The organism is Geodermatophilus sp. URMC 60, from assembly GCF_053502585.1.
In genome coordinates, this window is sequence record NZ_CP199958.1 from 935,063 (window position 1) to 956,426 (window position 21,364).

The 21,364-nt window shown below is 76.0% G+C and carries 20 protein-coding genes and 1 riboswitch; of the genes, 9 read left to right on the forward strand and 11 right to left on the reverse strand.

From position 1 onward, the window contains the following. Nucleotide 1 precedes the first annotated feature (1 nt). Nucleotides 2-1,351 (reverse strand): APC family permease, encoded by a 1,350-nt coding sequence (locus ACWIX3_RS04515; protein ID WP_448610880.1) that lies wholly within the window; start codon nt 1,349-1,351, stop codon nt 2-4. 315 nt (nt 1,352-1,666) lie between these two features. Between ACWIX3_RS04515 and ACWIX3_RS04520 the strand changes: the two genes are divergently transcribed. The 4 genes from ACWIX3_RS04520 to ACWIX3_RS04535 all read left to right on the forward strand — a co-directional run bounded on the left by ACWIX3_RS04520 (nt 1,667) and on the right by ACWIX3_RS04535 (nt 7,698). Then, complete coding sequence (locus ACWIX3_RS04520; protein WP_448610881.1) at nt 1,667-2,344, forward strand: hypothetical protein; 678 nt, start codon at nt 1,667-1,669, stop codon at nt 2,342-2,344. A gap of 848 nt (nt 2,345-3,192) precedes the next feature. Further along, nucleotides 3,193-5,250 carry a SpoIIE family protein phosphatase gene (locus ACWIX3_RS04525; RefSeq protein WP_448610882.1) on the forward strand — a complete coding sequence of 686 codons (2,058 nt, stop codon included), beginning with the start codon at nt 3,193-3,195 and terminating at the stop codon, nt 5,248-5,250. 209 nt (nt 5,251-5,459) lie between these two features. Beyond that, nucleotides 5,460-6,725: a zinc metallochaperone AztD gene (aztD, locus tag ACWIX3_RS04530; protein WP_448610883.1), complete on the forward strand. Its 1,266-nt coding sequence runs from the start codon at nt 5,460-5,462 to the stop codon at nt 6,723-6,725. Nucleotides 6,726-6,756: 31 nt separating this feature from the next. Next, nucleotides 6,757-7,698: a metal ABC transporter substrate-binding protein gene (locus tag ACWIX3_RS04535; RefSeq protein ID WP_448610884.1), complete on the forward strand. Its 942-nt coding sequence runs from the start codon at nt 6,757-6,759 to the stop codon at nt 7,696-7,698. Between the two features lie 69 nt (nt 7,699-7,767). Here ACWIX3_RS04535 and ACWIX3_RS04540 read toward each other — a convergent pair whose 3' ends face one another. From ACWIX3_RS04540 to ACWIX3_RS04570, 7 genes are all read right to left on the reverse strand, one after another. Next, the gene (locus ACWIX3_RS04540) at nt 7,768-10,119 is read right to left on the reverse strand and encodes a glycoside hydrolase family 65 protein (RefSeq protein WP_448610885.1); all 2,352 of its coding nucleotides are present in this window, start codon (nt 10,117-10,119) and stop codon (nt 7,768-7,770) included. A gap of 297 nt (nt 10,120-10,416) precedes the next feature. Next, on the reverse strand, nt 10,417-10,839 hold the full coding sequence (locus ACWIX3_RS04545) for an ATP-binding protein (protein WP_448610886.1): 423 nt from the start codon (nt 10,837-10,839) through the stop codon (nt 10,417-10,419). A gap of 279 nt (nt 10,840-11,118) precedes the next feature. Beyond that, entirely contained in the window at nt 11,119-11,739 is a 621-nt protein-coding gene (locus tag ACWIX3_RS04550) for a thiamine phosphate synthase (RefSeq protein WP_448610887.1), read from the reverse strand. Continuing rightward, nucleotides 11,736-12,578 (reverse strand): thiazole synthase, encoded by an 843-nt coding sequence (locus tag ACWIX3_RS04555; RefSeq protein ID WP_448610888.1) that lies wholly within the window; start codon nt 12,576-12,578, stop codon nt 11,736-11,738. Before ACWIX3_RS04555 ends, ACWIX3_RS04550 begins: the two co-directional genes overlap by 4 nt. 1 nt (nt 12,579) lies before the next feature. Next, complete coding sequence (gene thiS / locus ACWIX3_RS04560; protein ID WP_448610889.1) at nt 12,580-12,780, reverse strand: sulfur carrier protein ThiS; 201 nt, start codon at nt 12,778-12,780, stop codon at nt 12,580-12,582. Between the two features lie 5 nt (nt 12,781-12,785). Further along, complete coding sequence (gene thiO / locus ACWIX3_RS04565; protein ID WP_448610890.1) at nt 12,786-13,895, reverse strand: glycine oxidase ThiO; 1,110 nt, start codon at nt 13,893-13,895, stop codon at nt 12,786-12,788. Next, the gene (locus ACWIX3_RS04570; RefSeq protein ID WP_448610891.1) at nt 13,892-15,238 is read right to left on the reverse strand and encodes a purine-cytosine permease family protein; all 1,347 of its coding nucleotides are present in this window, start codon (nt 15,236-15,238) and stop codon (nt 13,892-13,894) included. The genes thiO and ACWIX3_RS04570 overlap by 4 nt, the downstream gene beginning before the upstream one ends. After that, a riboswitch (TPP riboswitch) is annotated at nt 15,228-15,341 on the reverse strand. (Overlaps the previous gene by 11 nt.) Before the next feature lie 67 nt (nt 15,342-15,408). On the opposite strand from ACWIX3_RS04570, the gene ACWIX3_RS04575 reads away from it, so the two are divergent. From ACWIX3_RS04575 to ACWIX3_RS04585, 3 genes are all read left to right on the forward strand, one after another. Continuing rightward, nucleotides 15,409-16,005 carry a thiaminase II/PqqC family protein gene (locus tag ACWIX3_RS04575; RefSeq protein WP_448610892.1) on the forward strand — a complete coding sequence of 199 codons (597 nt, stop codon included), beginning with the start codon at nt 15,409-15,411 and terminating at the stop codon, nt 16,003-16,005. Beyond that, entirely contained in the window at nt 16,002-16,619 is a 618-nt protein-coding gene (locus ACWIX3_RS04580; protein WP_448610893.1) for a TenA family protein, read from the forward strand. The genes ACWIX3_RS04575 and ACWIX3_RS04580 overlap by 4 nt, the downstream gene beginning before the upstream one ends. Before the next feature lie 162 nt (nt 16,620-16,781). Beyond that, complete coding sequence (locus ACWIX3_RS04585) at nt 16,782-16,952, forward strand: hypothetical protein (protein WP_448610894.1); 171 nt, start codon at nt 16,782-16,784, stop codon at nt 16,950-16,952. A gap of 24 nt (nt 16,953-16,976) precedes the next feature. Here the strand turns inward: ACWIX3_RS04585 and ACWIX3_RS04590 are convergent, their stop codons facing one another. From ACWIX3_RS04590 to ACWIX3_RS04600, 3 genes are all read right to left on the reverse strand, one after another. After that, complete coding sequence (locus ACWIX3_RS04590; protein WP_448610895.1) at nt 16,977-18,269, reverse strand: Nramp family divalent metal transporter; 1,293 nt, start codon at nt 18,267-18,269, stop codon at nt 16,977-16,979. A gap of 165 nt (nt 18,270-18,434) precedes the next feature. Next, complete coding sequence (locus tag ACWIX3_RS04595; RefSeq protein WP_448610896.1) at nt 18,435-19,058, reverse strand: superoxide dismutase; 624 nt, start codon at nt 19,056-19,058, stop codon at nt 18,435-18,437. A gap of 95 nt (nt 19,059-19,153) precedes the next feature. Then, a complete protein-coding gene (locus ACWIX3_RS04600) occupies nt 19,154-19,861 on the reverse strand; it encodes a Mut7-C RNAse domain-containing protein (protein WP_448610897.1) in 708 nt (235 codons plus the stop codon). A gap of 178 nt (nt 19,862-20,039) precedes the next feature. On the opposite strand from ACWIX3_RS04600, the gene ACWIX3_RS04605 reads away from it, so the two are divergent. Together ACWIX3_RS04605 and ACWIX3_RS04610 are read left to right on the forward strand one after the other, a co-directional pair. Beyond that, on the forward strand, nt 20,040-20,552 hold the full coding sequence (locus tag ACWIX3_RS04605; RefSeq protein ID WP_448610898.1) for a VOC family protein: 513 nt from the start codon (nt 20,040-20,042) through the stop codon (nt 20,550-20,552). 109 nt (nt 20,553-20,661) lie between these two features. After that, entirely contained in the window at nt 20,662-21,219 is a 558-nt protein-coding gene (locus ACWIX3_RS04610; RefSeq protein WP_448610899.1) for a GNAT family N-acetyltransferase, read from the forward strand. Nucleotides 21,220-21,364 lie beyond the last annotated feature (145 nt).

A 21,364-nucleotide genomic window follows, 5' to 3' on the forward strand; every position in this document is an offset into this window, starting at 1 on the left:
GTCAGCCGCGCCGGGCGTCCTCGGGGGCCCTCGGACGACGTCCGGCCAGCCTCGTGAGCAGGTACAGCACGACCCCGCCGGCGAGCAGCAGCGCGGCGAGCCCCCAGACCCGCGCCTCCTGCTGCGAGAGCAGCAGCAGGCAGGAGGCGATGCCCAGGACCGGCAGCACCGTCGGGGCGCGGAAGTGCCCGGTCCCGACGTGGTCGCGGCGCAGCACGAGGACGGCGGTGTTCGTGCTGAGGAAGACGAACAGCAGCAGGAGCACCACGGTGTTGGCCAGCGTGGACAGGTCGCCGACGAGGGTGAGCGCCATCGCGACCAGCGTGGTGACGGCGATCGCCACCCCCGGCGTCCGGCGGGAGGGCAGCACCCGGCCGAGGACGGCGGGCAGCAGCCGCTGCTCGGCCATCCCGTACGCCATCCGGCTGGCCATGATCATCGTGAGCAGGGCGCCGTTGGCCACCGCGACGAGCGCCACCGCGCTGAACAGCCAGTCGGGGACCCCGGCGTCCGCGGCCCGCACCACCTCGAGCAGCGGGCCGCTGGAGGCGGCGAGCTCCCCCGGGGGCAGCACCACCGACGCCGCCAGGCCGACCAGCACGTAGACCACGCCGGCGGTGAGCAGCGCGCCGAACAGCGCCCGCGGGTAGACCCGGCGCACGTCGCGCACCTCCTCGGCGAGGTTGGCCGAGGTCTCGAAGCCGACGAAGGAGTAGTAGGCCAGCAGTGCGGCGGCCAGCACCGCGGAGGCGGGGGCGACGCCGGGCGGGAACTCCACGGTGCGGCCCAGGTCGCCGTCCTCGCGGCCGAGGACCAGCGCACCGAGCACGACGACGAGCACCAGCCCCGACACCTCGACGAGCGTCATGACCAGGTTGGCACCCAGCGACTCGCGGATGCCGCGGGCGTTGAGGAGCGCCACCAGCAGCAGGAACACCAGCGCGGCCGGCGTGGTGGGCACGTCGAGGAAGACGCCCAGGTAGTCGCCGGCGAAGGCCAGCGCCAGGCCCGCCGCGCTGGTCACCCCGGCGGCGAGCATGCAGAAGCCCACGAGGAAGGCCACGAGCGGCCGCCGGAACGCGCGCTCGGCGTACACCGCCGACCCGCCGGCGCGCGGGTACTTGGTGGCCAGCTCCGCGTAGGAGGCCGCGGTGAGCAGCGCCAGCAGCAGCGCGACGAGCAGCGGCACCCAGATCGCCCCGCCGACCTCCGCGGCCACCTGGCCGGCCAGCGCGTAGACGCCGGCGCCGAGGACGTCACCGAGGATGAAGAGGAACAGCAGCGGCCCGGTGACGGCGCGGCGCAGCCGGGTGTCGGTCTGGTCGGCGGGCGCTGCGGCCTGGTCTGTCACCGGTCGAGTCTCGGCAGCGCGGTGCGGCCCGGCAACTCCGCGGACCGGGTGGCGCGAACCCCCGACACGCCGGGCGCGTCGTTCCGCGTCCCGGGGCGACCGACGCCCTGGCCAGCGCGTTCCACGCTCGCGAGGGGTGGTCGTGTCGACTTGCGGGCGCCCCGGCGGAGGGGTCACCGGCCGCCGCGGAGGGCCGCCGCAACGGTTCGGTCACGCGCCCCCGGGGAGGTGTCGCAGGAGGCCGTCGCGAGGCGTCGTCGTCCCTACCGTTCTCCCTGTCCGCAGCGACTGCGGCACCGACCTCAGGAGGACGTCATGGCGAACGACCGGGCAGTGGCTCCGCGTTCCTCGCGCGTGACCGACGACCTGACCCTCAGCGGCCTGCTCGACGTCCTGGACCGGGCCGAGCCGCTGCCCGCCCGCAGCGGGTCCCGGCCCGGCCGCGCGGCGCTGCACCGCACCGGTGCGGTCCGCCGCCCGGCCGCCGTCCGCCCCGTCCCCGTCCCCGCCGCGCGCCCCCGACCGGTGGCCTCGGCCCCGGCGCCGGCCGCCGCGCCGATCTGGACCCCGCCGGCCCCCGCCCCGGCGGCCCGCCCGGGCCTGCGGGCCCGGGTGCGCGGCCTGGTCCGCCGGCTCGCACTCTGGGGCGCCGGACCCGACGGCGCCCACCTCGCCTGGAGGCGCCCGGCGGCACCGGCCCCCCGCCCCGACGGCCCGGTGGTGCTCACCGAGCTGCCGAACACCCCCACGGTCCAGCCCGCGGCGCCTTCCCCCGCCGCGGCGCTCCGTCCGGCCCGGGTCCCCCGGCCGGCTGCCCGCCCCCGCGTCCCGGTGGTCGCCCCGCTCGCCCGGCACGTGCCGGCACCGCGGCCCGCCCCCGCACCGAGGACCGCGCAGGGAGGCCGCCCGCCGGGAGCCGCCCGGACCTCCGCCCCGGCCCGGTCCCGGGGCGATCCGCGACCTCCTCCGGCCCGCGGTCAGCCACCCGGCTGACCCACCACGGCACCCGCCGCGGACGCCGTCCCCCGCTCCGCCTCCCGGCACCGGCCGCCGCCCCCTCCGACGGCCGCAGCCCGGTGGTCTCCGCTCCTCCCGACCCACCCCGCAACCGCTCCTGGCTGTCCCCTCCGACGGTGCTGTCCCCGTCGCCCCAGACGTCGCTGCTCCACCGGTACCCGCCTCGACCCCCCGCCGACTGCCCCCCGAGCGCAGCGCGCGGACCCTCCAGGGAGGCGGCGACCGCAGCGCGGCACGGCTGTCCGGCGACGCGGTCCGTCCGACGGGACGACAGGTCCGCGCCGGTACCCGTCCCCCGGGTCTCTGACCGGCACCGACCTGGCCCGGCGCCGCTGCGGGCGGGTGTCCGGCCGCTGCCGGGCCGGGAGTCGACCGCAGGAGACGACCCGCAGCCAGGAGCCGGTGCGCCGCAGGACGACCCCGCACGGGAGCGAGACCGTGCCGCGGACGGCGACACCCGTCCACCCCCGCCGACGGCGGGCGCCCCTCCGGCCGAGGCGCCCGCCGTCGGCGTTCCCGGTTGCTGCTCCACGACCCGTGCCCGCCACAACCCGTGCCCGCAGCGTCATCGCGTCGTCCTCCAGGTGCGGGCGACGCACGAGCGGCGGTGGCCCCCCGGCACCGCCGGCCGACACGCGGAGCCCCGCCTCCCGCCCGAGGCGAGTCCCGCGCAGCTCCCCTTGTCACTTCCGGCACAACGGGTGGCCGCGGAGGCCCCCGGCGTGAGAGAAAGGGGTGCGCGCGTCCCGGTGCACCCGACCGGGCAACGTGGACGGAGTACCGACGTCCGCGCCCGACCTGCCGAGGATGCGAGTGAGCCGACCGTGAACCTGGAGCGCGTGCCGGCGGACGCCGGAGCTCCCGACATGGACGCGACGGCCACCCGCCTGCGCTTCGGCCTCGCCATCGACGCCGCGGGGATCGGCAGCTTCGACTGGGACCTGGTGTCGGGCCGGCTGGAGTGGGACGACCGGCTGCTGGAGATCTTCGGCTACGACCGGGCGAGCTGGCCCGGCACGATCGACGCGTTCGCCGAGCGTCTCCACCCCGACGACGCGCCCCGCACCCTGGGGGCGCTGCGGCAGGCCATCGACACCCAGGGGGAGTACGACGCCGAGTTCCGGATCGTGCTGCCCACCGGCGAGACTCGCTGGGTGCAGGGCCGGGGCCGGGCGCTGGCCGACGTGTCCGGGAAGTCCGTGCGCCTGCTGGGGGCGGGGTACGACACGACGGAGCACCGCCGGGCCGACGCCCGGGTGGCGCGGGTGCTCGAGTCGATGAGCGCCGCGTTCTTCGCCCTGGACCGGGACTGGCGGTTCACCTACGTCAACGGCGAGGCGGAGCGGGTGCTGCAGCGCTCGCGCGGTGACCTGCTGGGCGGCGACATCTGGGAGCTGTTCCCCGCCGCCGTGGGCAGCGACTTCGAGGTGCACTACCGCGGGGCGGCGGCCACCGGGCGCGAGCGGGTCTTCGAGGCGTACTACCCGGCGCCGCTGGACGCCTGGTACGAGGTCCGGGCGTGGCCGGGGCCCGACGGGCTGTCGGTCTACTTCCTCGACGTCACCGAACGCCGGGCCGCCGAGGAGCGGGCCCGCGCCAGCGCCGCCCGCCTGGCCCTCATCGCCGAGGTCGGTGCGGTCACCGGCGAGACGCTGGGCTCCGGTGCGGGGGAGGACGCCGCGCTGCAGCGGCTGGCCGAGGCCGTCGTCCCCGTGCTGGGGGACTGGGTCATCGTCAGCCTCGCCGGCCCCGACGGCCGGATGCGCGACGTCGGCAGCTGGCACACCGACCCGGCCCAGCGGGCCACCGTCGCGCGCTACGCCGAGCTGCGCCTGGCCGCCCTGCCACCCGGCGCCCCGGTCCTGCGCGCGCTGGCCTCGGGCCGGACGCTGACCGTCACCGACGTCGGCGCGGTCGTCGGGCGCGGCCTGCCCCCGGGTGAGGTCAGCGACGTGTTCTGGGCCCTCGACCCGCGGACGGGGGTGACGCTCCCGCTCGTCGCCCGGGGCCGCACGCTGGGCGCGCTCAGCGTCTACCGCTCGGCCGGCCGGCCGGCTCCCGACGAGGACGACGTGGCGACCGCCCAGGAGGTCGCCGCGCGGGTGGCGCTGGCCGTGGACAACGCCCGCCTCTACGAGCAGCAGCGGGGGCTGGCCGAGGGCCTGCAGCGCAGCCTGCTCAGCGCCCCGCCGACGCCGGACTCCGCCGAGATCGTCGTCCGCTACCGGCCGGCGGTGGAGGTCGCCCAGGTCGGCGGCGACTGGTACGACGCCTTCGTCCAGCCGGGCGGGACGACCATGCTGGTGATCGGTGACGTCGTCGGCCACGACACGGAGGCCGCTGCCGCCATGGGCCAGCTGCGCGGGCTGCTGCGCGGCATCGCCTACCGCGACGGCGTCGGCCCGGCGCAGGTGCTCAGCGACCTCGACGCCGCCGTCCAGGGGCTGGGCATGCGCACGATGGCGACCGCGGCGGTGGCGCGGGTCGAGCAGACCCCCGAGCAGCGGGACGCCGGGCTGACCACGCTGCGCTGGTCGAACGCCGGGCACCCGCCGCCACTGCTCCTGCACACCGACGGCCGGGTGGAGGCGCTCGAGGCCGAGCGGCCGGACCTGATGCTGGGCGTCGACCCGGTCACCCGGCGCAGCGAGAGCGTGCTCACCGTGCGCCGGGGGGCGACCCTGCTGCTCTACACCGACGGGTTGGTGGAGGGCCGCGACCTGCCGCTGGACGAGGGCATCGGCCGCCTGCGTGCCGCGCTGGCCGACCTCGGCGACCAGCCGCTGGAGCGGCTGTGCGACGCGGTCATCGAGCGGCTGCGCCCCGAGCGGCTGCAGGACGACATCGCCCTCGTCGCCATCCGGCTGCACCCCCAGGGCTAGTCGCGCCGGGTCCGGCTGGCGCTCCGCCGTCGGTGGCGTGCGCGAGCCGCGCACCCCGGCTCCGCGCGCCGCGGGTGCACACCACCTCACCGAGGCCGGCGGTTCTCCGCTGCCGTGCTAATGCGAATGATTCTCGTTCTTGCTAGCGTGCCGGCGTTCCCACCTCCCCCTCGGAAGGAGTGGGCGGGCCGGACCCGCCCGTACCGACGATGCCGCGCACCCCCACGTCCCCCCGTCCCCTCGTCGCTGCCGGCCTGGCCCTGCCGCTGCTGCTCACCGCCTGCGCGCCCGGGACCAGCGGCACCTCCGCCGCTCCTCTCGCGACCCCGGCTGCCGAGCCGACGCCGGCCTCCGACGTGCAGGAGGTCGCCGCGAGCACCCCGCGGCTGGCGCTCACCCACGACGGGGGAGTGCGGGTCCTCGACGCGACCTCGCTCGAGACCGTCGCCGACCTGCCGCTCGACGGCTTCAACCGGCTCAACGGCGCCGGCGACGGCCGCCACCTGCTGGTGAGCACGCAGGGTGGTTTCCGCGTCCTGGACGCCGGCACGTGGACGGAGCCGCACGGCGACCACGGCCACCACTACACGTCCGCCCCACAGCTGACCGACGTGCTCCACCCCGCCGAGGAGCCCGGGCACGTCGTCGCCCACGACGGACGCACCGCCCTGTTCGACGACGGCACCGGCGAGGTCGTCGTCCTCGACAGCGACGCGGTCGCCGACGGTCCGGACGGGGCACGGCGGCTGACCACGCCCTCCCCGCACCACGGCGTGGCGGTGGCGCTGGCCGACGGCACCCTGGTCGTGTCCGAGGGCACCGAGGACGAGCGCACCGGCATCCGCGTGCTCGACGCCGCGGGGGAGGAGATCGCGTCGTCCGACGGCTGCCCGGGCGTGCACGGCGAGGCGGTCGCCGCGGACGACGCCGTCGTCATCGGCTGCGAGGACGGGGCGCTCGTCCACGCCGACGGGCAGATCCGGGAGGTGCAGAGCCCCGACGCGTACGGCCGCATCGGCAACCAGGCCGGCAGCGAGGCCTCCCCGGTGGTGCTCGGCGACTACAAGACCGACCCCGACGCCGAGCTGGAGCGCCCGACCCGGATCGCGCTGGTGGACACCCGGACGGCGCAGCTGCGGCTGGTCGACCTGCCGGCGTCCTACTCGTTCCGCTCCCTCGGCCGCGGTGAGGACGGCGAGGCGCTGGTGCTCGGCACGGACGGCGCGCTCCACGTCATCGACCCCGAGACCGGCACCCTGGAGCGCTCGGTCCCGGTCGTCGCGCCGTGGGAGGAGCCGCTGGAGTGGCAGCAGCCGCGCCCGGCGCTGCACGTCCTCGACGGCACCGCGTACGTCACCGAGCCGGCGACCCGACAGGTCCACGCCGTCGACGTCGCGACCGGCGAGGTGTGGCAGTCCGTCGACGTCGGCGTCGTCCCCGACGAGCTCGCCGGCGTGACCGGCGGGGACCACTGACTCCCGCGCCGGCCCCTCCGGAGATGGCCCCGTGACCGCCCGTCCCGCTCCGGTCCTGCGCTGCTGGACCGCCGCCTGCGTCCTGCTCGCGACCGCAGCCTGCTCCGGGAACCCCGCAGCTGACCCGGCGGGGGTGGAGGTCACGGCGGGGGTGGAGGTCATCGCCTCCAGCTATCCGCTGGAGTACGTCGCCGAGCGGGTCGGGCAGGGGCACGCCACGGTCGAGGGGCTGGTGCCGCCCGGTGGCGACAGCCACCAGGTCGAGCTCACCCCCCGGCAGGTCGGCCGGCTCGGAGAGGTCGACCTCGTCGTGCACCTCTCCGGCCTGCAGCCGTCCACCGACGCCGCGCTCGAGCAGCACGGCCCCGGACGCGTCGTCGACGCCGCCGAGGTCGCCGACCTCGGCGTGGCCCCCGACCGTCCGCCCGGGGCCGCGCGGACGGAGGCGCTGGACCCGCACTTCTGGCTCGACCCCACCCGCCTCGCGGCGGTCGTCCACGCCGTCTCCGACGAGTTCGCCGCGGTCGACCCCGTGCACGCCCGGGACTACGCCGCGGCGGCAGAGGCCCTGGTGGCCGAGCTCGACGAGCTGGACGCGGCGTACCGGGAGGGGCTGGCCGGCTGCCAGGGGCGCACCCTGGTGACCTCGCACGAGGCGTTCGGCTACCTCGCGGAACGCTACGGCCTGGTGCAGGTCGGGATCACCGGGCTCGACCCCGCGGTCGAGCCCTCACCGGCCCGCCTGCGGGACGTCGTCGAGGTGGTGGAGGGCCGCGACGTGCGGACGGTGTTCTTCGAGGTGTCGACCGGCCCCGGCCTGACCCGCGCCCTCTCGGGCGACCTCGGCCTGCGCACCGGGGTCCTCGACCCGGTCGAGCGCGCCCCGGCGTCGGGCGAGGACTACCTGAGCACCATGCGGGCCAACCTGCGGGCGCTGCAGCAGGGGCTGGACTGCGTCCCCGCCCGCGACTGAGCGACGCGATCCCGGGCTCGGCGCACCGGGGGACGGCCCCTGACCGTGGTGGGGTACCGGGGCCGCCCCTCAGGTGCGCGGTTCGCGACCGGCCGGCTGCCTCGGCTCGTCGAGCAACGGGGTGGGCGCACGGAGCGCCACGGAGACCGGGGCGGCGGCCGTGACCGACAGACGGGCGCCGTCCACGACGACGGTCACCGGCTCCCCGCCGCGCACCAGCGTGACCGTGGTGCCCTCCCGCGTCGTCTCGACGCGGAGCAGCCGGCTGCGCCAGGTGACGTGGTAGGCGGTGCGCGCGAGCGAGGACGGCAGCAGGGGCGCGAGCTCGAGGTCCTCGTGGTCCTCCCGCAACCCCCCGAGACCGGCGACGAAGGCCAACCACGCCCCTCCGACCGAGGCCAGGTGCAGCCCCTTGGCGGTCCCGCCGTGGACGTCGCGCAGATCCACCAGGGCGGCCTCCCGCAGGTAGCGCAGGGCGAGGTCGGGGTGCTGCGCCTGGGCGCACACCACCGCCTGGACGGCGGCCGAGAGCGAGGAGTCCCGGACGGTGCGCGCCTCGTAGTAGTCGAGGTCGCGCGCCACCTCCTCGGCCGTGAAGTCGTCCCGGCACCACCACAGCGCCTGGACGAGGTCGGCCTGCTTGAGCACCTGCCGCCGGTAGAACGTGGCGTAGTGCTGGTGCTCCTGGACCGGGTAGGCGTCCCGCAGGTCCTCGAACGGCCACTCCTTGTAGGTCGTGAAGTTCGCGTTCATCGGGTGCACACCCAGGCCCTCGTCCCACGGGACGTGGACGGCGTCCGCCGCGGCCCGCCAGGCGGAGGTCTCGGCGTGGTCCACGCCGAGCTCCGACGCGCGCGCCTCCAGCCTCTGACAGGCCTCGGCGGCGCGCCGGAGGTTGGCCCGGGCCATGAGGTTGGTGAAGACGTTGTCGTCGACGACCCCGGTGTACTCGTCCGGCCCCGTCATGCCGAACAGGTGCCAGCCGCCGGCCGCGTCCTCGTGGCCGATCGACATCCACAGCCGCGCCGTCTCGACGAGCACCGCCAGCCCCCCCAGGGAGTCGAGGTCGTGGCCCGTGGCGTTCTGGTAGAGCCAGAAGGCGCGGGAGATGTCGGCGTTGACGTGCATCGCCGCGGTGCTCGCCGGCCAGTACGCGGAGACCTCGCGCCCGCTGATCGTGCGCCACGCGAAGGCCGCGCCCGCCAGCCCCAGCGTCTCGGCACGCTCCCGGGCGAGGTCGAGCGTGGCGGCACGCCACCGCAGCAACCGTGCCGCGGCGTCGGGGCGCAGCAGCGTCAGAGCGGGCAGGACGAACCCCTCGACGTCCCAGAACGTGTGCCCGCTGTACCCGATGCCGGTCAGGCCCTTGGCGCCGACGGGGGCATCCGAGATGCAGGCGGCGGCGCAGAAGAGCTGGAAGACGGTGTAGCGCAGCGCCTGCTGGAGCTCGGGGTCACCGTCGACCTCGACGTCCGCCGTCGCCCACAGCTCGTCGAGAACGGCACGCTGCCCGGAGAGCAGGCCCTCCCACCCGAGGTCGAGCGCGGAGCTCACGGCTGCCGACGCCTCGCCGACGACGGAGTCGGACCCCGCGTCGTGCGACCAGCTGTACCCGACGACCTTGACGATCGTGATGCTGTCCCCGGGGCGCAGGTCGGCGGCGACCGTGGTGACGATGTGCTGCTCGTCGACGTGGGTGCGCACCCGCCCGCCGTCGACCTCGTGGGCGACCGCGGACGCGATCGTGATGCCCGACCGGCGCGTTCGTTCCACGAGCGCGCCACCGTTCGCGGTGCCGATCTGAGCGCGCGGCTCGAAGGCCTCGTCCAGGGCCGCCGCGACGCGCGGGTCGTCGTTCTCCACGCCCGCGGGCGTCACCTCGCCGGCGGCCAGCTCGGACCGGACGAGCACGTGCGCGGACGCGGGCGCGGGCGCGGGCGCGTCCAGGACACGGACCTCGTACCGCACCGCGCAGACGGACCGCTCCGCCAGGGAGACGAGCCGTCGCGAGGTCACCTCCACCGTGGCGCCCGACTGCGCCGTCCAGCGCACGCGGCGGTCGAGCGTGCCGGCGCGCAGGTCGAGCGTGCGTTCGTGGACCTGCGGCCGGACCTCGCGCACGTCGAGCACGATCCCGTCGACCAGGAGGCGCAGGGGCGTGCCGTCGGCGACGGTGAGCAGCGCCTGCCCCTCCCCGGGCTGCCCGAAGCCACCCTCGGGGTAGGACAGCGGGTGGGTCTCGTAGACGCCGGACAGGTAGGTGCCCCGCATGCCGAAGGGCTCGACCTCGTCGAGCGTCCCCCGGATGCCGACATAGCCGTTGGAGAGGCTGAAGACCGACTCGGCGGCGGCGAGCGTCTCGGGGTCCACGTGCGGCTCGCGGACCAGCCAGGGGTCGGTGTCGAGGGTCGGGGCGCTCACGTGCGGTCCTCGCCTGCGTCGTCCGGGAACGGGACGGACGCCCAGGGCCGGCGTCCCGCTCCTGTCCTACCGGTCGGCCCACCTCGGCGCGATCCGGAGGGCTCCGCGGCTGTCGGCATCTCCGGCACGGCCCCTCTGCAGGTAGGAGGATCCCGTCCAGGGACTCACCGCTCGCAAGCTCGCGGCGAGTCCCTGGACGGGGCCTGGCGCAACCTGCGAGCGGTGGAGGCAGGGGGTCCTCTCACGAGGGGTGGGGAGGACGGGGTCTCCGAGGCCTGAGCAGGACGGGGTCCTTCTTCAGGGCGCGAGAACGGCCCAGACGTGCTTCCCGTCGGCGGTGACGTACCAGCCGTGGTCGGTGGCGAGCTCGGCGATGAGGTAGAGCCCGAGGCCGCCCTCGCTGGGGTCGCGGCCGACCGCGGGGGCGGGCGGGGTGCCCGGTGCGCCGTCACGGACCTCGATCAGCCAGGCGTCGGCGAGCGGGCGCACGGTGGCGCGGACCCGGCCGCCGCCGTGCCGCAGCGCGTTGGAGGCCATCTCGTCGAGGGCCAGGACCAGCCGGTCACGCAGGTCGCCCTGCTGCGGACCGGCGAGGTGGGCCCGCACCTCGGCGCGGACGGAGGGCAGCTCGGCGACGCTCTCGAGGTCCCAGGCGAAGTGGTCGGGCGCTGCTGGCGGTCGTGCGGACGGCCAGAGCTGCTTGGCCGTCTCGCCTGTCACGCCGTGGTCCCCTCACGTGCTCGTACCGCCCGGAGGCGCCCCTGGCCCTCGCCCGCCGGGGCGCGGCCGACCGATGGCTCGCGGGCGAGCCGAACACTTGCGTATGGGTCCGTGGAGGCGGTCCGAAACATCGTGAGACGGGAGTCACAGACCGGCGCGCGCGGGGCAGGGTGCTGCGCCACCCGGTCGGGGACGCCGAGGAGCGCTGTTCGACCCGGGCATCGCCGTCGCAGCCGTCGCAGCCGTCGCAGCCGTCGTCCGCCCGTCGGCGGCCGACGCTCAGGTCAGGGCCGCCAGGTAGTCCCGGACGGCGGACGGGTCGCGCATCACCGGGCCCATGACGGCCACCCCGGCAGCGCCGGCGGCGAGCAGGGCGGGGACGTCGGCCGGGCCGACCCCACCCAGGGCGTACACCGGCGGCCCGAGCGGCCGCAGGCGGGCGAGACCCTCGACGCCGAGGGCCGGGCCGTAGCCGGGCTTCGACGCGGTCGGGAACACGGGTGAGAGGAAGGCCCAGTCGCAGCCCTCGGCGCGGGCCTGCGCCAGCTCGGCGGCGGAGTGGCAGGAACGGCCGACCAGCGCCGGGCGCGGGTCGGGGAACGGCTCGGCCGCGGCCAGGTGGATGGCGGGGTGGATGGCGGGGTCGATGGCGGGGTGGGCGGGTCCGGCGACCGACCCGGCCGTGACCAGCAGCCCGCCCACCGGGTCGAGCAGGGCCCGGAGGTCGGCGGCGAGGGCGGCCCGCTCCTCGTCCGGGAGGTCCCGGTCCCGGAGCAGGACCACCCGGGCCCCGGCGTCGACGGCTGCGGCCACCACGTCCACGAGAGGTCCGGCGGCCTGCGTCCGGTCGGTGACAACGAGCAGCCGGTGGAGACGGGCCGGCCCTGCCGGCTCGCTCACAACTCCGGCAGGCCCTCGAAGGAGGTGGACGCCTCGGCGTGCCAGCGGCGGGGGATCCGGCCGGCGAGCAACGCCTGCCGGCCGCCCTCGACCGCCTTCCGCATGGCCAGCGCCATCCGCTCGGGGTCGCGCGCGCGGGTCACCGCGGAGGCCAGCAGCACCGCGTCGCAGCCGAGCTCCATCGCCAGGGCGGCGTCCGACGCGGTGCCGATGCCGGCATCCAGCACCACCGGGACGTCGACGCCCTCGCGCAGCAGCGCGATGTTGTGCGGGTTGCGGATGCCCAGCCCGCTGCCGATCGGCGAGCCCAGCGGCATGACCGCCGCGCAGCCGGAGTCGGCCAGCCGGCGACCGAGGATGGGGTCGTCGGTGGTGTAGGCCAGCACGGTGAAGTCGTCGGCGACCAGTTGCTCGGCGGCGTCGAGCAGCTCGACTGCGTCGGGCAGCAGGGTGTGCTCGTCGCCGATCACCTCGAGCTTCACCCAGGACGTGCCGAACGCCTCCCGGGCCAGCCGGGCGGTGAGCACGGCCTCGCGGGCGGTGCGGCAGCCGGCGGTGTTGGGCAGCAGCCGCACGCCGCAGCGGTCGAGCACCTCGAGCATCGACGCGCTGGACGATGCCTCCACCCGGCGCAGGGCCACCGTGACCAGCTGGGTGCCCGAGGCCCGCACCGCCGCCTCGAGGGTCTCCAGGTCGGGTACGCCGCCGGTGCCGAGCAGCAGCCGGGAGGTGAAGGTCTCGCCGGCGATCACGAACGGGTCGGCGGCGTCGGGCAGGCCCCCTTGCGGGGGCCCGCTGCGAGCGTGCGAGCGGTGGGGGGCGAGGGGGTCCTTCAACATGTCAGCCTCCTGCGGTCGGGGCGAGGACCTCGAGGGTGTCGCCGGGGGAGATGCGCGTCCCCGGCCAGCTGCTCCGGGGGACGACGTCCCCGTTGAGCGCCACCGCGACCCGGTCGTGCGCGCCGCTGCGCGCGGCGACCAGGTCGGCGACGGTGGCGTCCGCGGCCAGCTCGGTGTCCTCGCCGTTGACGGTGACCTGCATGACGGCTACCTCCCGAAGCGGTCGGCGGTGAAGGGGGCGGCGAGCTCGGGCAGCCTGCCCGTGGCCAGCAGCTCGGCGGTCACCTCGGCGGTGACCGGGGTGAGCAGCACGCCGTTGCGGTGGTGCCCGGTGGCCAGCACCAGGCCCGGCAGCGGGCCGGGGCCCAGGAGCGGGGCGTTGTCCGGCGTGCCGGGGCGCCACCGGGCCAGCGTCTCGACCAGCTCCAGCTCGCTGATCCCGGGGACGACGTCGATCGCGTCGTGCAGCAGGTCGTGCACCCCGCCCGCGGTGACGGTCGGGTCGAACCCGCGGTCCTCGGTGGTCGCGCCGACGATGAGCCGGTCGCCCGCGTAGGGCACCAGGTAGACGGGCCGGCCGCGGACCAGTGCGCGCACCGTGCCCTCGAGCAGGTCGCTCGCGCCGGCCAGCCGCAGGATCTGGCCCTTCACCGGGCGCACCGGCAGCGGTGGGAGCCCGGGCAGGCGCCCGCTGTGCGCGCCGAGCGCGAGGACGACGGTGCCGGCCGACACCGGACCGCCCTCCGCCGTCTCCAGGCCCGCCGCCCGGCCGCCGACGACGCGCAGCTCGGTGACCCGGTCGCGGACCAGGCGCACCCCGGCGTCCAGCGCGGCGACCAGCAGCGCGGCGTGCAGGGCGCGACCGTCGACGGAGTGGTCGCCGGCGACGAGCAGCCCGCCGCGCACCCGCGGGGTGAGCGAGGGCTCGCGGCGGCGGGCCTCTCGCGGGGTGAGCCGCTCGGCGTCCAGGCCCAGCTCCTGCTGGAAGGCGTGCAGCGCGGCGAGCTCCCGGACGTCGTCCTCGTCGAAGCCGACGACGAGCGTGCCGGCGGTGCGCAGCCCGATCGACATGCCGGTGGCCTGCTCGACGTCCGCGGCGAAGGCCGGCCAGCGCTCGACCGAGGCCAGGCCCAGCCGCAGCAGCGATTCCTCGCGGTACCCGGCCTCGGTGACCGGGGCGAGCATCCCCGCCGCGGCGGCCGACGCGCCGGTGCCGGGGGAGTCGTCGACGACGGTGACCGACAGGCCGCGCCGGGCGGCCCGCCAGGCCGTGGCCAGCCCGATGAGCCCCCCGCCGGCGACCGCGACGTCGGTCATGCCGGGATCCTCCGCCGGCGCAGCCACCCGGGCAGGCAGATCAGGGCGGTGGACAGCACCGCGACGCCCAGGCCCACCAGCGACGCCGACCAGCCGTTCGCCGGGTCGATGCCGACATCGGCCTGCCGGGCGCTCCACCACGCCGTCCAGCCGGCGCCCGGGCCGGAGAAGTACGTCGGCAGCGTGAGCTGGTAGGCGAGGAAGCCGGCGAGCCACGGCAGCAGGAGCAGCGGCCGGGCGGGAGCGGTGTCGGAGGTGTCCCAGGCACCCCGCGGCGTCGCGGCGTAGGCGACCGCGAAGACGCCGACCAGCGGGACGAAGACCGCACCGATGAGGAAGAGGAACGGCTCGTAGGCGGCGATGTCGAAGGTCAGCGCCAGCAGCGTCGCGACGGTCCCGACGCCCAGCGCGAGCAGCCGGCGGTCGGCGCGGGCGACGAGGTTCTGCGTCGAGACCGCCGTCGAGTAGACGTTGGCGAAGGCCTCGTCCAGCTCGACGGTGACCAGCACGAGCACCGCCACCGCACCCAGCGGCACGGCCAGCAGCGCGTCGATGACGTCCAGCCCGGCGCTGCCGTAGGCGGCCAGGGCGACGACGCCGAGGGTGAACATGGCGACGGTGGCCAGGCCGTAGCCCAGCGACGCCCCGGCGAACGCCGCCCGGCCGCTGCGCACGTGCCGGGTGTAGTCGGCGACCAGCGGGAACCAGGAGATCGGCAGGGCGATCACGATGTCGGCCGCCGTCCAGAACGACGTCGCCGCGCCGGCGGTCAGCGGCGGCAGCGGTTCGGCGAGCACCTCGACGAACAGGTAGACGACCGCGGCGAGCGCGGCCCAGACGGCGTAGCGCGCCAGCACGCGGGCCACGCCGAGCGGGCGCAGCGCCATCGCGGTGGCCAGCACGCCCGCGGCCAGCACGAACGGCCAGCGCGGCGCGTCGAGGACCCGGGACGCGGCCTCGGCGATGATCACGATCTCGAAGGTCGCCCAGCCGACGCACTGCACGAGGTTGAGCGCGGTGGGCAGCGCGGAGGCGTGGCGGCCGAGCAGCCCGCGCAGCAGCACCATCGTCGGCACCCGCTCGCGGGCGCCGGCCGCCGCGGCCAGCCCGAGCAGGACGCTGCCGATCACCGCGCCGACGACGATGGCGCCGATCGTCGTCGACAGCGGTCGGCCCGGGAGGACGACGAAGACGGCGGCGACCGGCAGCAGCAGGCTGACGCCGAGGTTTGCCCACAACCCGAACGTGTCGCGCAGGCCGAGGGTGGGGGCCGGGGCCTCGTCGAGGGTGAGGGGCGCGTCCCCGGTGGGCGCGCTGGTGCGGACGTCGTCCGACGTGCTCATGGTCGCTCCCTACGCCGGCATTACCCGGTCAGGTTCCAGCGGTCGGCGACGCGTCGGAGTCGCCCTCTCAGCCCGGTCCGCCCGAGCTCCCGCACATGGCGCTGTCCACCATAGGCCCATCCGCGGCGCGGGTTACGGGCCTCCGGGCACGGCCGCGTACGGTCGCCGCCGTGCCGGTCGCCGACCTCCTGTCCTCCCATCCCGACGCCTGGCGGGGAGCGACCCGCCACCCCTTCCTCGACGCCGTGCGCGACGGGACGATCCCGGTCGCCGCGTTCGACACCTGGCTGGTGCAGGACGCACGCTTCGTCGCCGACCTGCTGCGCTTCCAGGCCCGGCTGCTGGCCCGCGCGCCCCGCCCTGCGCAGGCCGTCCTCGCCGGCGGGCTGGTCGCGCTGGTCGACGAGCTGACCTGGTTCGAGGAGCAGGCCGCCGTCCGCGGGCTGGACCTCGGCGCGCCTGCGCTGCCGGCCGCGGCCGCCTACGCGCAGCTGCTCGAGCGGCTCGAAGCCGCCGACGTCGGGACGGCGCTGACCGCGCTGTGGGCCATCGAGCGCACCTACCTCGACGCCTGGTCGGGAGCCCGGCCCGGGGCGCCGGAGTACCAGGCCTTCGTGGAGCACTGGACGCTGCCGGGCTTCGCGGCCTACGTGGCCGGCCTGGAGACGGCGGCGGACGGCGTCCCCGCGCCGGACGCCGACGGGACGTTCACCGAGGTGGTCGCCGCCGAGACGGCCTTCTGGGCGATGGCGGTGGAGGCCCGATGAGCCTCGCCGCCGAGCTCTGGACGGCGAACGCCGACCTGGCCGCCGAGGCGCTGGCGCACCCGTTCGTCGCGGGCGTCGGCGACGGCACGCTGCCGCGGTCGGTCTTCGCGGGCTACGTCGCCCAGGACGCGTTCTTCCTCGAGTCCTTCGCCCGCGCCTATGCCGTCGGGATCACGCACAGCCCCGACCGGGCGACCCTGGACACGTTCGCCGACCTGCTCGCCGGCGTCCGGGAGGAACTAGCGCTGCACGCCGGCTACGCGGCGCGGTGGGGGATCGACCTCGTGGGGGTCGAGCCGCTCCCGGCGACCCTGGCCTACACCGACTTCCTCCTGTCGACGGCGTTCCTGGGTGGGATCACGTTGACCGCTGCGGCGATGACCCCCTGCGTGCGGCTCTACGCGCACCTGGGCCGGTCGCTGTCCGCCGAGTCGGCGGGGGACTACGCCGAGTGGGTCACCACGTACGCCGATCCGGGCTTCGAGGAGCTGGCCGACACCCTGGAGCGGCTGCTCGACCGGCACGCCGAGGACACCCCCGCCGTCCGGACGGCCTACCGGCGGGCGATGCAGTTGGAGGTCGGCTTCTTCGACGCCGCCTGGCACATCGTCTGACCGCGGTTCCACGTGGAACCCGCGGTGCTCGCAGGACGTGACGATCCGATGGAGGGGACGAGGTGGCGGCGGTGCCGGGCGCCGGCTCGTCGTGCACCCGTGGACGGGTCCCGGGCTGCGGAGTCTGCAGCGTTCGGCGGGGAGCACTGGTTGACTCACCGCATGGTCGCGCCGATCCCCGAGCCGGACCCGAGCATCGATCCCAGCCAGCCGGTGCCCGACGATCCGGGCGAGCTGCTCCCCGACGCACCGGAGCCGCTCCCGCCCCCGCCGATCGAGCCGACGCCCGGCGACCCCGGCGGTGACCCGGGCGGCGTCCCCGAACCCGCGTGAAGGGGGACCCCCTGCAGGGTCCTCTCAGAGGACGAAGCCGATGAGCAGGTGGGCGTTGAGGCCGATGATCAACGCGGCGACCACCGCGCCGGCGACCGTGGTGACCCGCCGGTTGACCCAGCCGCCCATGAGGTCGCGGCGGCTGGTCAGCCACAGCAGCGGCACGAGTGCGAACGGGATGCCGAAGCTGAGGACCACCTGCGACCAGACCAGCGCGGTCGTCGGGTCGCCGCCCAGCACGAGCACCAGCAGTGCCGGGGCCAGGGTGATCAGCCGGCGGGTCAGCACCGGGATGTGCCGGCGCAGGAACCCGGCCATGACCACCTGGCCGGCGTGCGTGCCGACCGACGACGAGGCGAACCCCGAGGCCAGCAGCGCGAGCGCGAAGGCCAGCGCCGCCCCGGCGCCGAGCTGGTCGCCCAGGCCGGCGTGCACGCCCTCCAGCGAGCCGGCGTCGCCGCCGCCGGTGAACAGCTGGGCCGCGATGACCAGCATCGCCGCGTTCACCAGCCCGGCCAGCCCCATGGCGAGCAGCACGTCGAGCCGCTGGGCCCGCAGCAGCCGGCGCCGTCCCTCGTGCGTGCGGCCGGCGGTGACGGCGTCGCCGTAGCGGCCCGGGGTGAGTGCGGAGTGCACGTAGATGACGTGCGGCATGACCGTGGCGCCGAGGATGCCGGCGGCCAGCACCAGGCTGTCGGGGCCGGCGAAGGAGGGCACCAGGCCGCCGGCCAGCCCGCCCATGTCGACGCCGGAGCCGACCAGCGTGTAGGCGAAGCCCAGGCCGATGACCAGCAGCAGCCCGGTGATCACCCGCTCGAAGGGCCGGTGCCCGCGGGACTGCGCGGCCAGCAGCACGAAGGCGACGACGGCGGTGATCAGCCCGCCGATCGGCAGCGGGACGCCGAACAGCAGGTTGAGCGCGACCGCGCCGCCGACGATCTCGGCCAGGTCCGTGGCGATCGCGACCGCCTCGGCCTGCAGCCACAGCCCCCGGGTGACCGGCTTCGGCAGCTGCTCGCGGCAGTTGGTGGCCAGGTCGCGGCCGGTGGCCAGGCCCAGCTTCGCGGTCAGCGACTGGATCAGCATCGCCATGAGGTTGGCCGCGACGATCACCCACAGCAGCGTGTAGCCGAAGGCCGCGCCGCCGGAGAAGTTGGTGGCGAAGTTGCCCGGGTCCACGTAGGCGACCGCGGCCACGAACGCCGGGCCCAGCAGTGGCCAGATCCGCCGCCGGCCCGACGGCACCTGCGGTGGGCGCCTCGGGGTGCCGACCAGCGTGGTGGGCAGGACGGCGGCCTCGGTCTTCGACAGGTACACGGCGGCCTCGCAGCGGTGGGTCAGGCGTGGGCGGTCGCTCCTGCACTGCCCGCCGGGGGTGTCACGCCGGGGCCAGCCTGTGGCCCCCGGGGGCCGAGGTGAGGCTGGCCTGAGTGACCCGGCGCCCGGGGTCGCGGGCGGTCGGCCCGCGACCCCTGACCGCGATCAGGCGACGATCAGGCCCTGGGTGGCCGTGCGCGCCGTGGTGAACCGCCGGTCGACGTCGACCCAGTTGACGACGTTCCACCAGGCCTTGACGTAGTCGTTCTTCACGTTGCGGTACTGCAGGTAGAACGCGTGCTCCCACATGTCGAGCATCAGCAGCGGGACCAGGCCCACGGCGAGGTTGCCCTGGTGGTCGTAGAGCTGGCAGATGAGCAGTTTCTGGCCGACCGAGTCCCAGGCGAGGATCGACCAGCCCGATCCCTGCACGCCGCCGGCGACCGCGGTGAAGTGCGCCTGGAACGCCTCGAAGGAGCCGAACTGGTCGTCGATGGCAGCGGCGAGCTCACCGTCGGGGCGGTCGCCGCCGTCGGGGCTCATGTTCGGCCAGAACACCGAGTGGTTGACGTGCCCGGCGAGGTTGAACGCCAGGTTCTTCTCGTGCAGGTTGGCCGTGCCCAGCCCGTCGTTCGCGCGCGCCTCGGCGAGCTTCTCCAGCGCCGTGTTGGCGCCGGTGACGTAGGTCTGGTGGTGCTTGGAGTGGTGCAGCTCCATGATCTCGCCGGAGATGTGCGGCTGCAGTGCCCCGTAGTCGTAGGGCAGGTCGGGGAGCTGGTACTCGGGCATCGGGTTCCCTCCGCCGGGCTGGCCGGACACCGTCGTCCTGCCCGCGGGAGGTGACACGGCGGGGCCGTCCGTGGCCCAGGAGGGCCAGGATCGGCTCAGCCGCCGACCTGCCGGGCGGCGCGCCCCACGAGCTCCTCGATCCGGCGGGCGTGCGCGCCGTGCCAGTAGACCCGGCCGCACGCCGGACACCGGGCGAAGTCGTCGAAGGTCCGGCGGGTGCCCGGCGGGAGCAGGTGGGCGACGTCGGCCTTCGGCACCGGTTCGAGTCCGGCGCCGCAGGCGGTGCACCGGGTCAGCGGGGCCAGGGACGGGGCGAACCGGTCGAGGACGTCGGCCAGCTGGTCGTCGGGTCGGCTGCCCCGCACGAGCGCCCCCTGTACGCCCCGCCGCATCAGCAGGCCGCGGTCCTGGGTGAGCAGCACCCGCTCCTCGGCGACGGCCCGCGCGGCGAGGTCGGCGTCGTCGGCGTCGTTGGACCAGGCGGCGTCCAGCCCGAGCAGCCGCAGCCGGCGGGCCAGCGCGCCCAGCCCGACGTCGAGCAGGAAGCCACCGAGCGGCACCGGCTGCGGCCGGGGGACCGGGTCGACCTCCAGCACGGCGCCGGGACCGGTGCGTGCCGACAGCGGTACGGGCTCGCCGTCCACCCGCACCCCGCCCACTTCGGTCAGGGGCACGCCGGCGGCCTGCACCAGGTGCGCGACCGTGGCGTCCGGATCGTGGCCGAGCGGACGCTCGCCGGACACCCGGAACCGCGGGGTCAGCAGCCACCGCAGGTCCGGGTCGAGCCGGACGAGCACCGTCACCCCGCGACGACCCCGGCCCGGTTCCGCGCTCCGCCGCGTTCCTGCTGCGCCTCGAGGGCGGGTGCGCGGAAGCGGTCCATGGGCGGGCTCTACCCGATCAGGCGCGCCAGATACTTGAAGTCTCAAGCAATCACGCGCACACTGGACGGCGTCGTCCTCGTCCCCGAAGGAGCCCGCCGTGCCCGTCCAGCGCCTCAACCACGCCGTCCTCTACGTCCGCGACGTGGAGCGCAGCCTCGCCTTCTACCGCGACGTCCTCGGCTTCCGGGTGAAGACCGAGATCCCCGGCGCCGCGGTGTTCCTGCAGGCCGAGGGGTCGACCAACGACCACGACCTCGGCCTGTTCCAGGTCGGCGCCGCGGCCGGCGCCTCCGAGGCCGGTCGCCGCACCGTCGGCCTGTACCACCTGGCCTGGGAGGTCGACACGCTCGTCGAGCTGGCCCGCGTCCGCGACGCGCTGCTGCGGGCCGGCGCGCTCGTCGGGGCCTCGGACCACGTCACCACCAAGGCCCTCTACGCCCAGGACCCCGACGGGCTGGAGTTCGAGGTCTCCTGGCTGGTCCCTGCTGCGTCGATCACCCCGGAGCTCACCGAGGGTGCCCCGATGACCGCCCCGCTGGACCTCGACCGCGAGATCGCCCGCTACGGCGCCGAGACCCGCGGCGGCGTGGGGGTCTCCGTCCCCGCCTGACGAGGACCACCCTTCCCCCCACGCCCCGTGAGAGGACCCGTCCTCCCCACCCCTCGCAGGCTCGGGGCGCCGGGGAGCGGGCCGGTTCCGTGCGGGACCATGGCTCGATGTGGAACCGGTCGAACTCGACGTCGGCGCGCTGCGCCTGCGGCCGTGGCGGGAGGACGACGCCGACGACGTCGTCGCGGCGATGCAGGACCCGGCCATGCAGCTGTGGAACGGCCTGCCGGCGACGACCCGCCCGGATGCGCTGGCCTTCCTGCGCCGGCGCGGTGACTGGAGCACCGGGGACCACGCCTCCTGGGCGGTCACCGATGCCGCGACCGGCGCGCTGCTCGGCTCGGTGTCGCTGCACTCCATCGCCGTCGCGCAGGGCAACGCGCAGGTCGGCTACTGGACCGTCCCCGCCGCCCGCGGGCGCACCGTCGCCGCGCGGGCGGTGGACGCCGCCTGCCGGTGGGCCTTCGCGGCCGTGCCCCTCGACCGGGTCGAGCTGTGCCACGCCGTGGAGAACCCCGCCTCCGGCCGGGTGGCGGAGAAGGCCGGTTTCACCCTCGAGGGACGGCTGCGCCGCTCGTACCGCTACGGCGACGGCGTCCGGCACGACGAGCTGATCTGGAGCCGGCTCGCCGACGACCCGGCGCCCGCGCTCGACGGCCGCAGCTGACCGTCGTCGGTGCGGTGAGCGGGTCGACCGCCGCGCGGTGGACGCCGTCCGCCGTCGCCACCGGTCCCGGGCCACGACGTCCTCGGCCGCCGACGACCGCAGCGAGTCGGCCAGCCCCTTGACGCGGCACCCGCTGACATCTGAG

Coding starts and splice junctions, on each gene's coding strand:
- thiO (WP_448610890.1), bottom strand. CDS start 13,895: ATGACCGACGTCGCGGTCGCCGGCGGGGGGCTCATCGGGCTGGCCACG.
- thiS (WP_448610889.1), bottom strand. CDS start 12,780: ATGCAGGTCACCGTCAACGGCGAGGACACCGAGCTGGCCGCGGACGCC.
- ACWIX3_RS04580 (WP_448610893.1), top strand. CDS start 16,002: ATGAGCCTCGCCGCCGAGCTCTGGACGGCGAACGCCGACCTGGCCGCC.
- aztD (WP_448610883.1), top strand. CDS start 5,460: ATGCCGCGCACCCCCACGTCCCCCCGTCCCCTCGTCGCTGCCGGCCTG.
- ACWIX3_RS04585 (WP_448610894.1), top strand. CDS start 16,782: ATGGTCGCGCCGATCCCCGAGCCGGACCCGAGCATCGATCCCAGCCAG.
- ACWIX3_RS04555 (WP_448610888.1), bottom strand. CDS start 12,578: ATGTTGAAGGACCCCCTCGCCCCCCACCGCTCGCACGCTCGCAGCGGG.
- ACWIX3_RS04595 (WP_448610896.1), bottom strand. CDS start 19,058: ATGCCCGAGTACCAGCTCCCCGACCTGCCCTACGACTACGGGGCACTG.
- ACWIX3_RS04570 (WP_448610891.1), bottom strand. CDS start 15,238: ATGAGCACGTCGGACGACGTCCGCACCAGCGCGCCCACCGGGGACGCG.
- ACWIX3_RS04520 (WP_448610881.1), top strand. CDS start 1,667: ATGGCGAACGACCGGGCAGTGGCTCCGCGTTCCTCGCGCGTGACCGAC.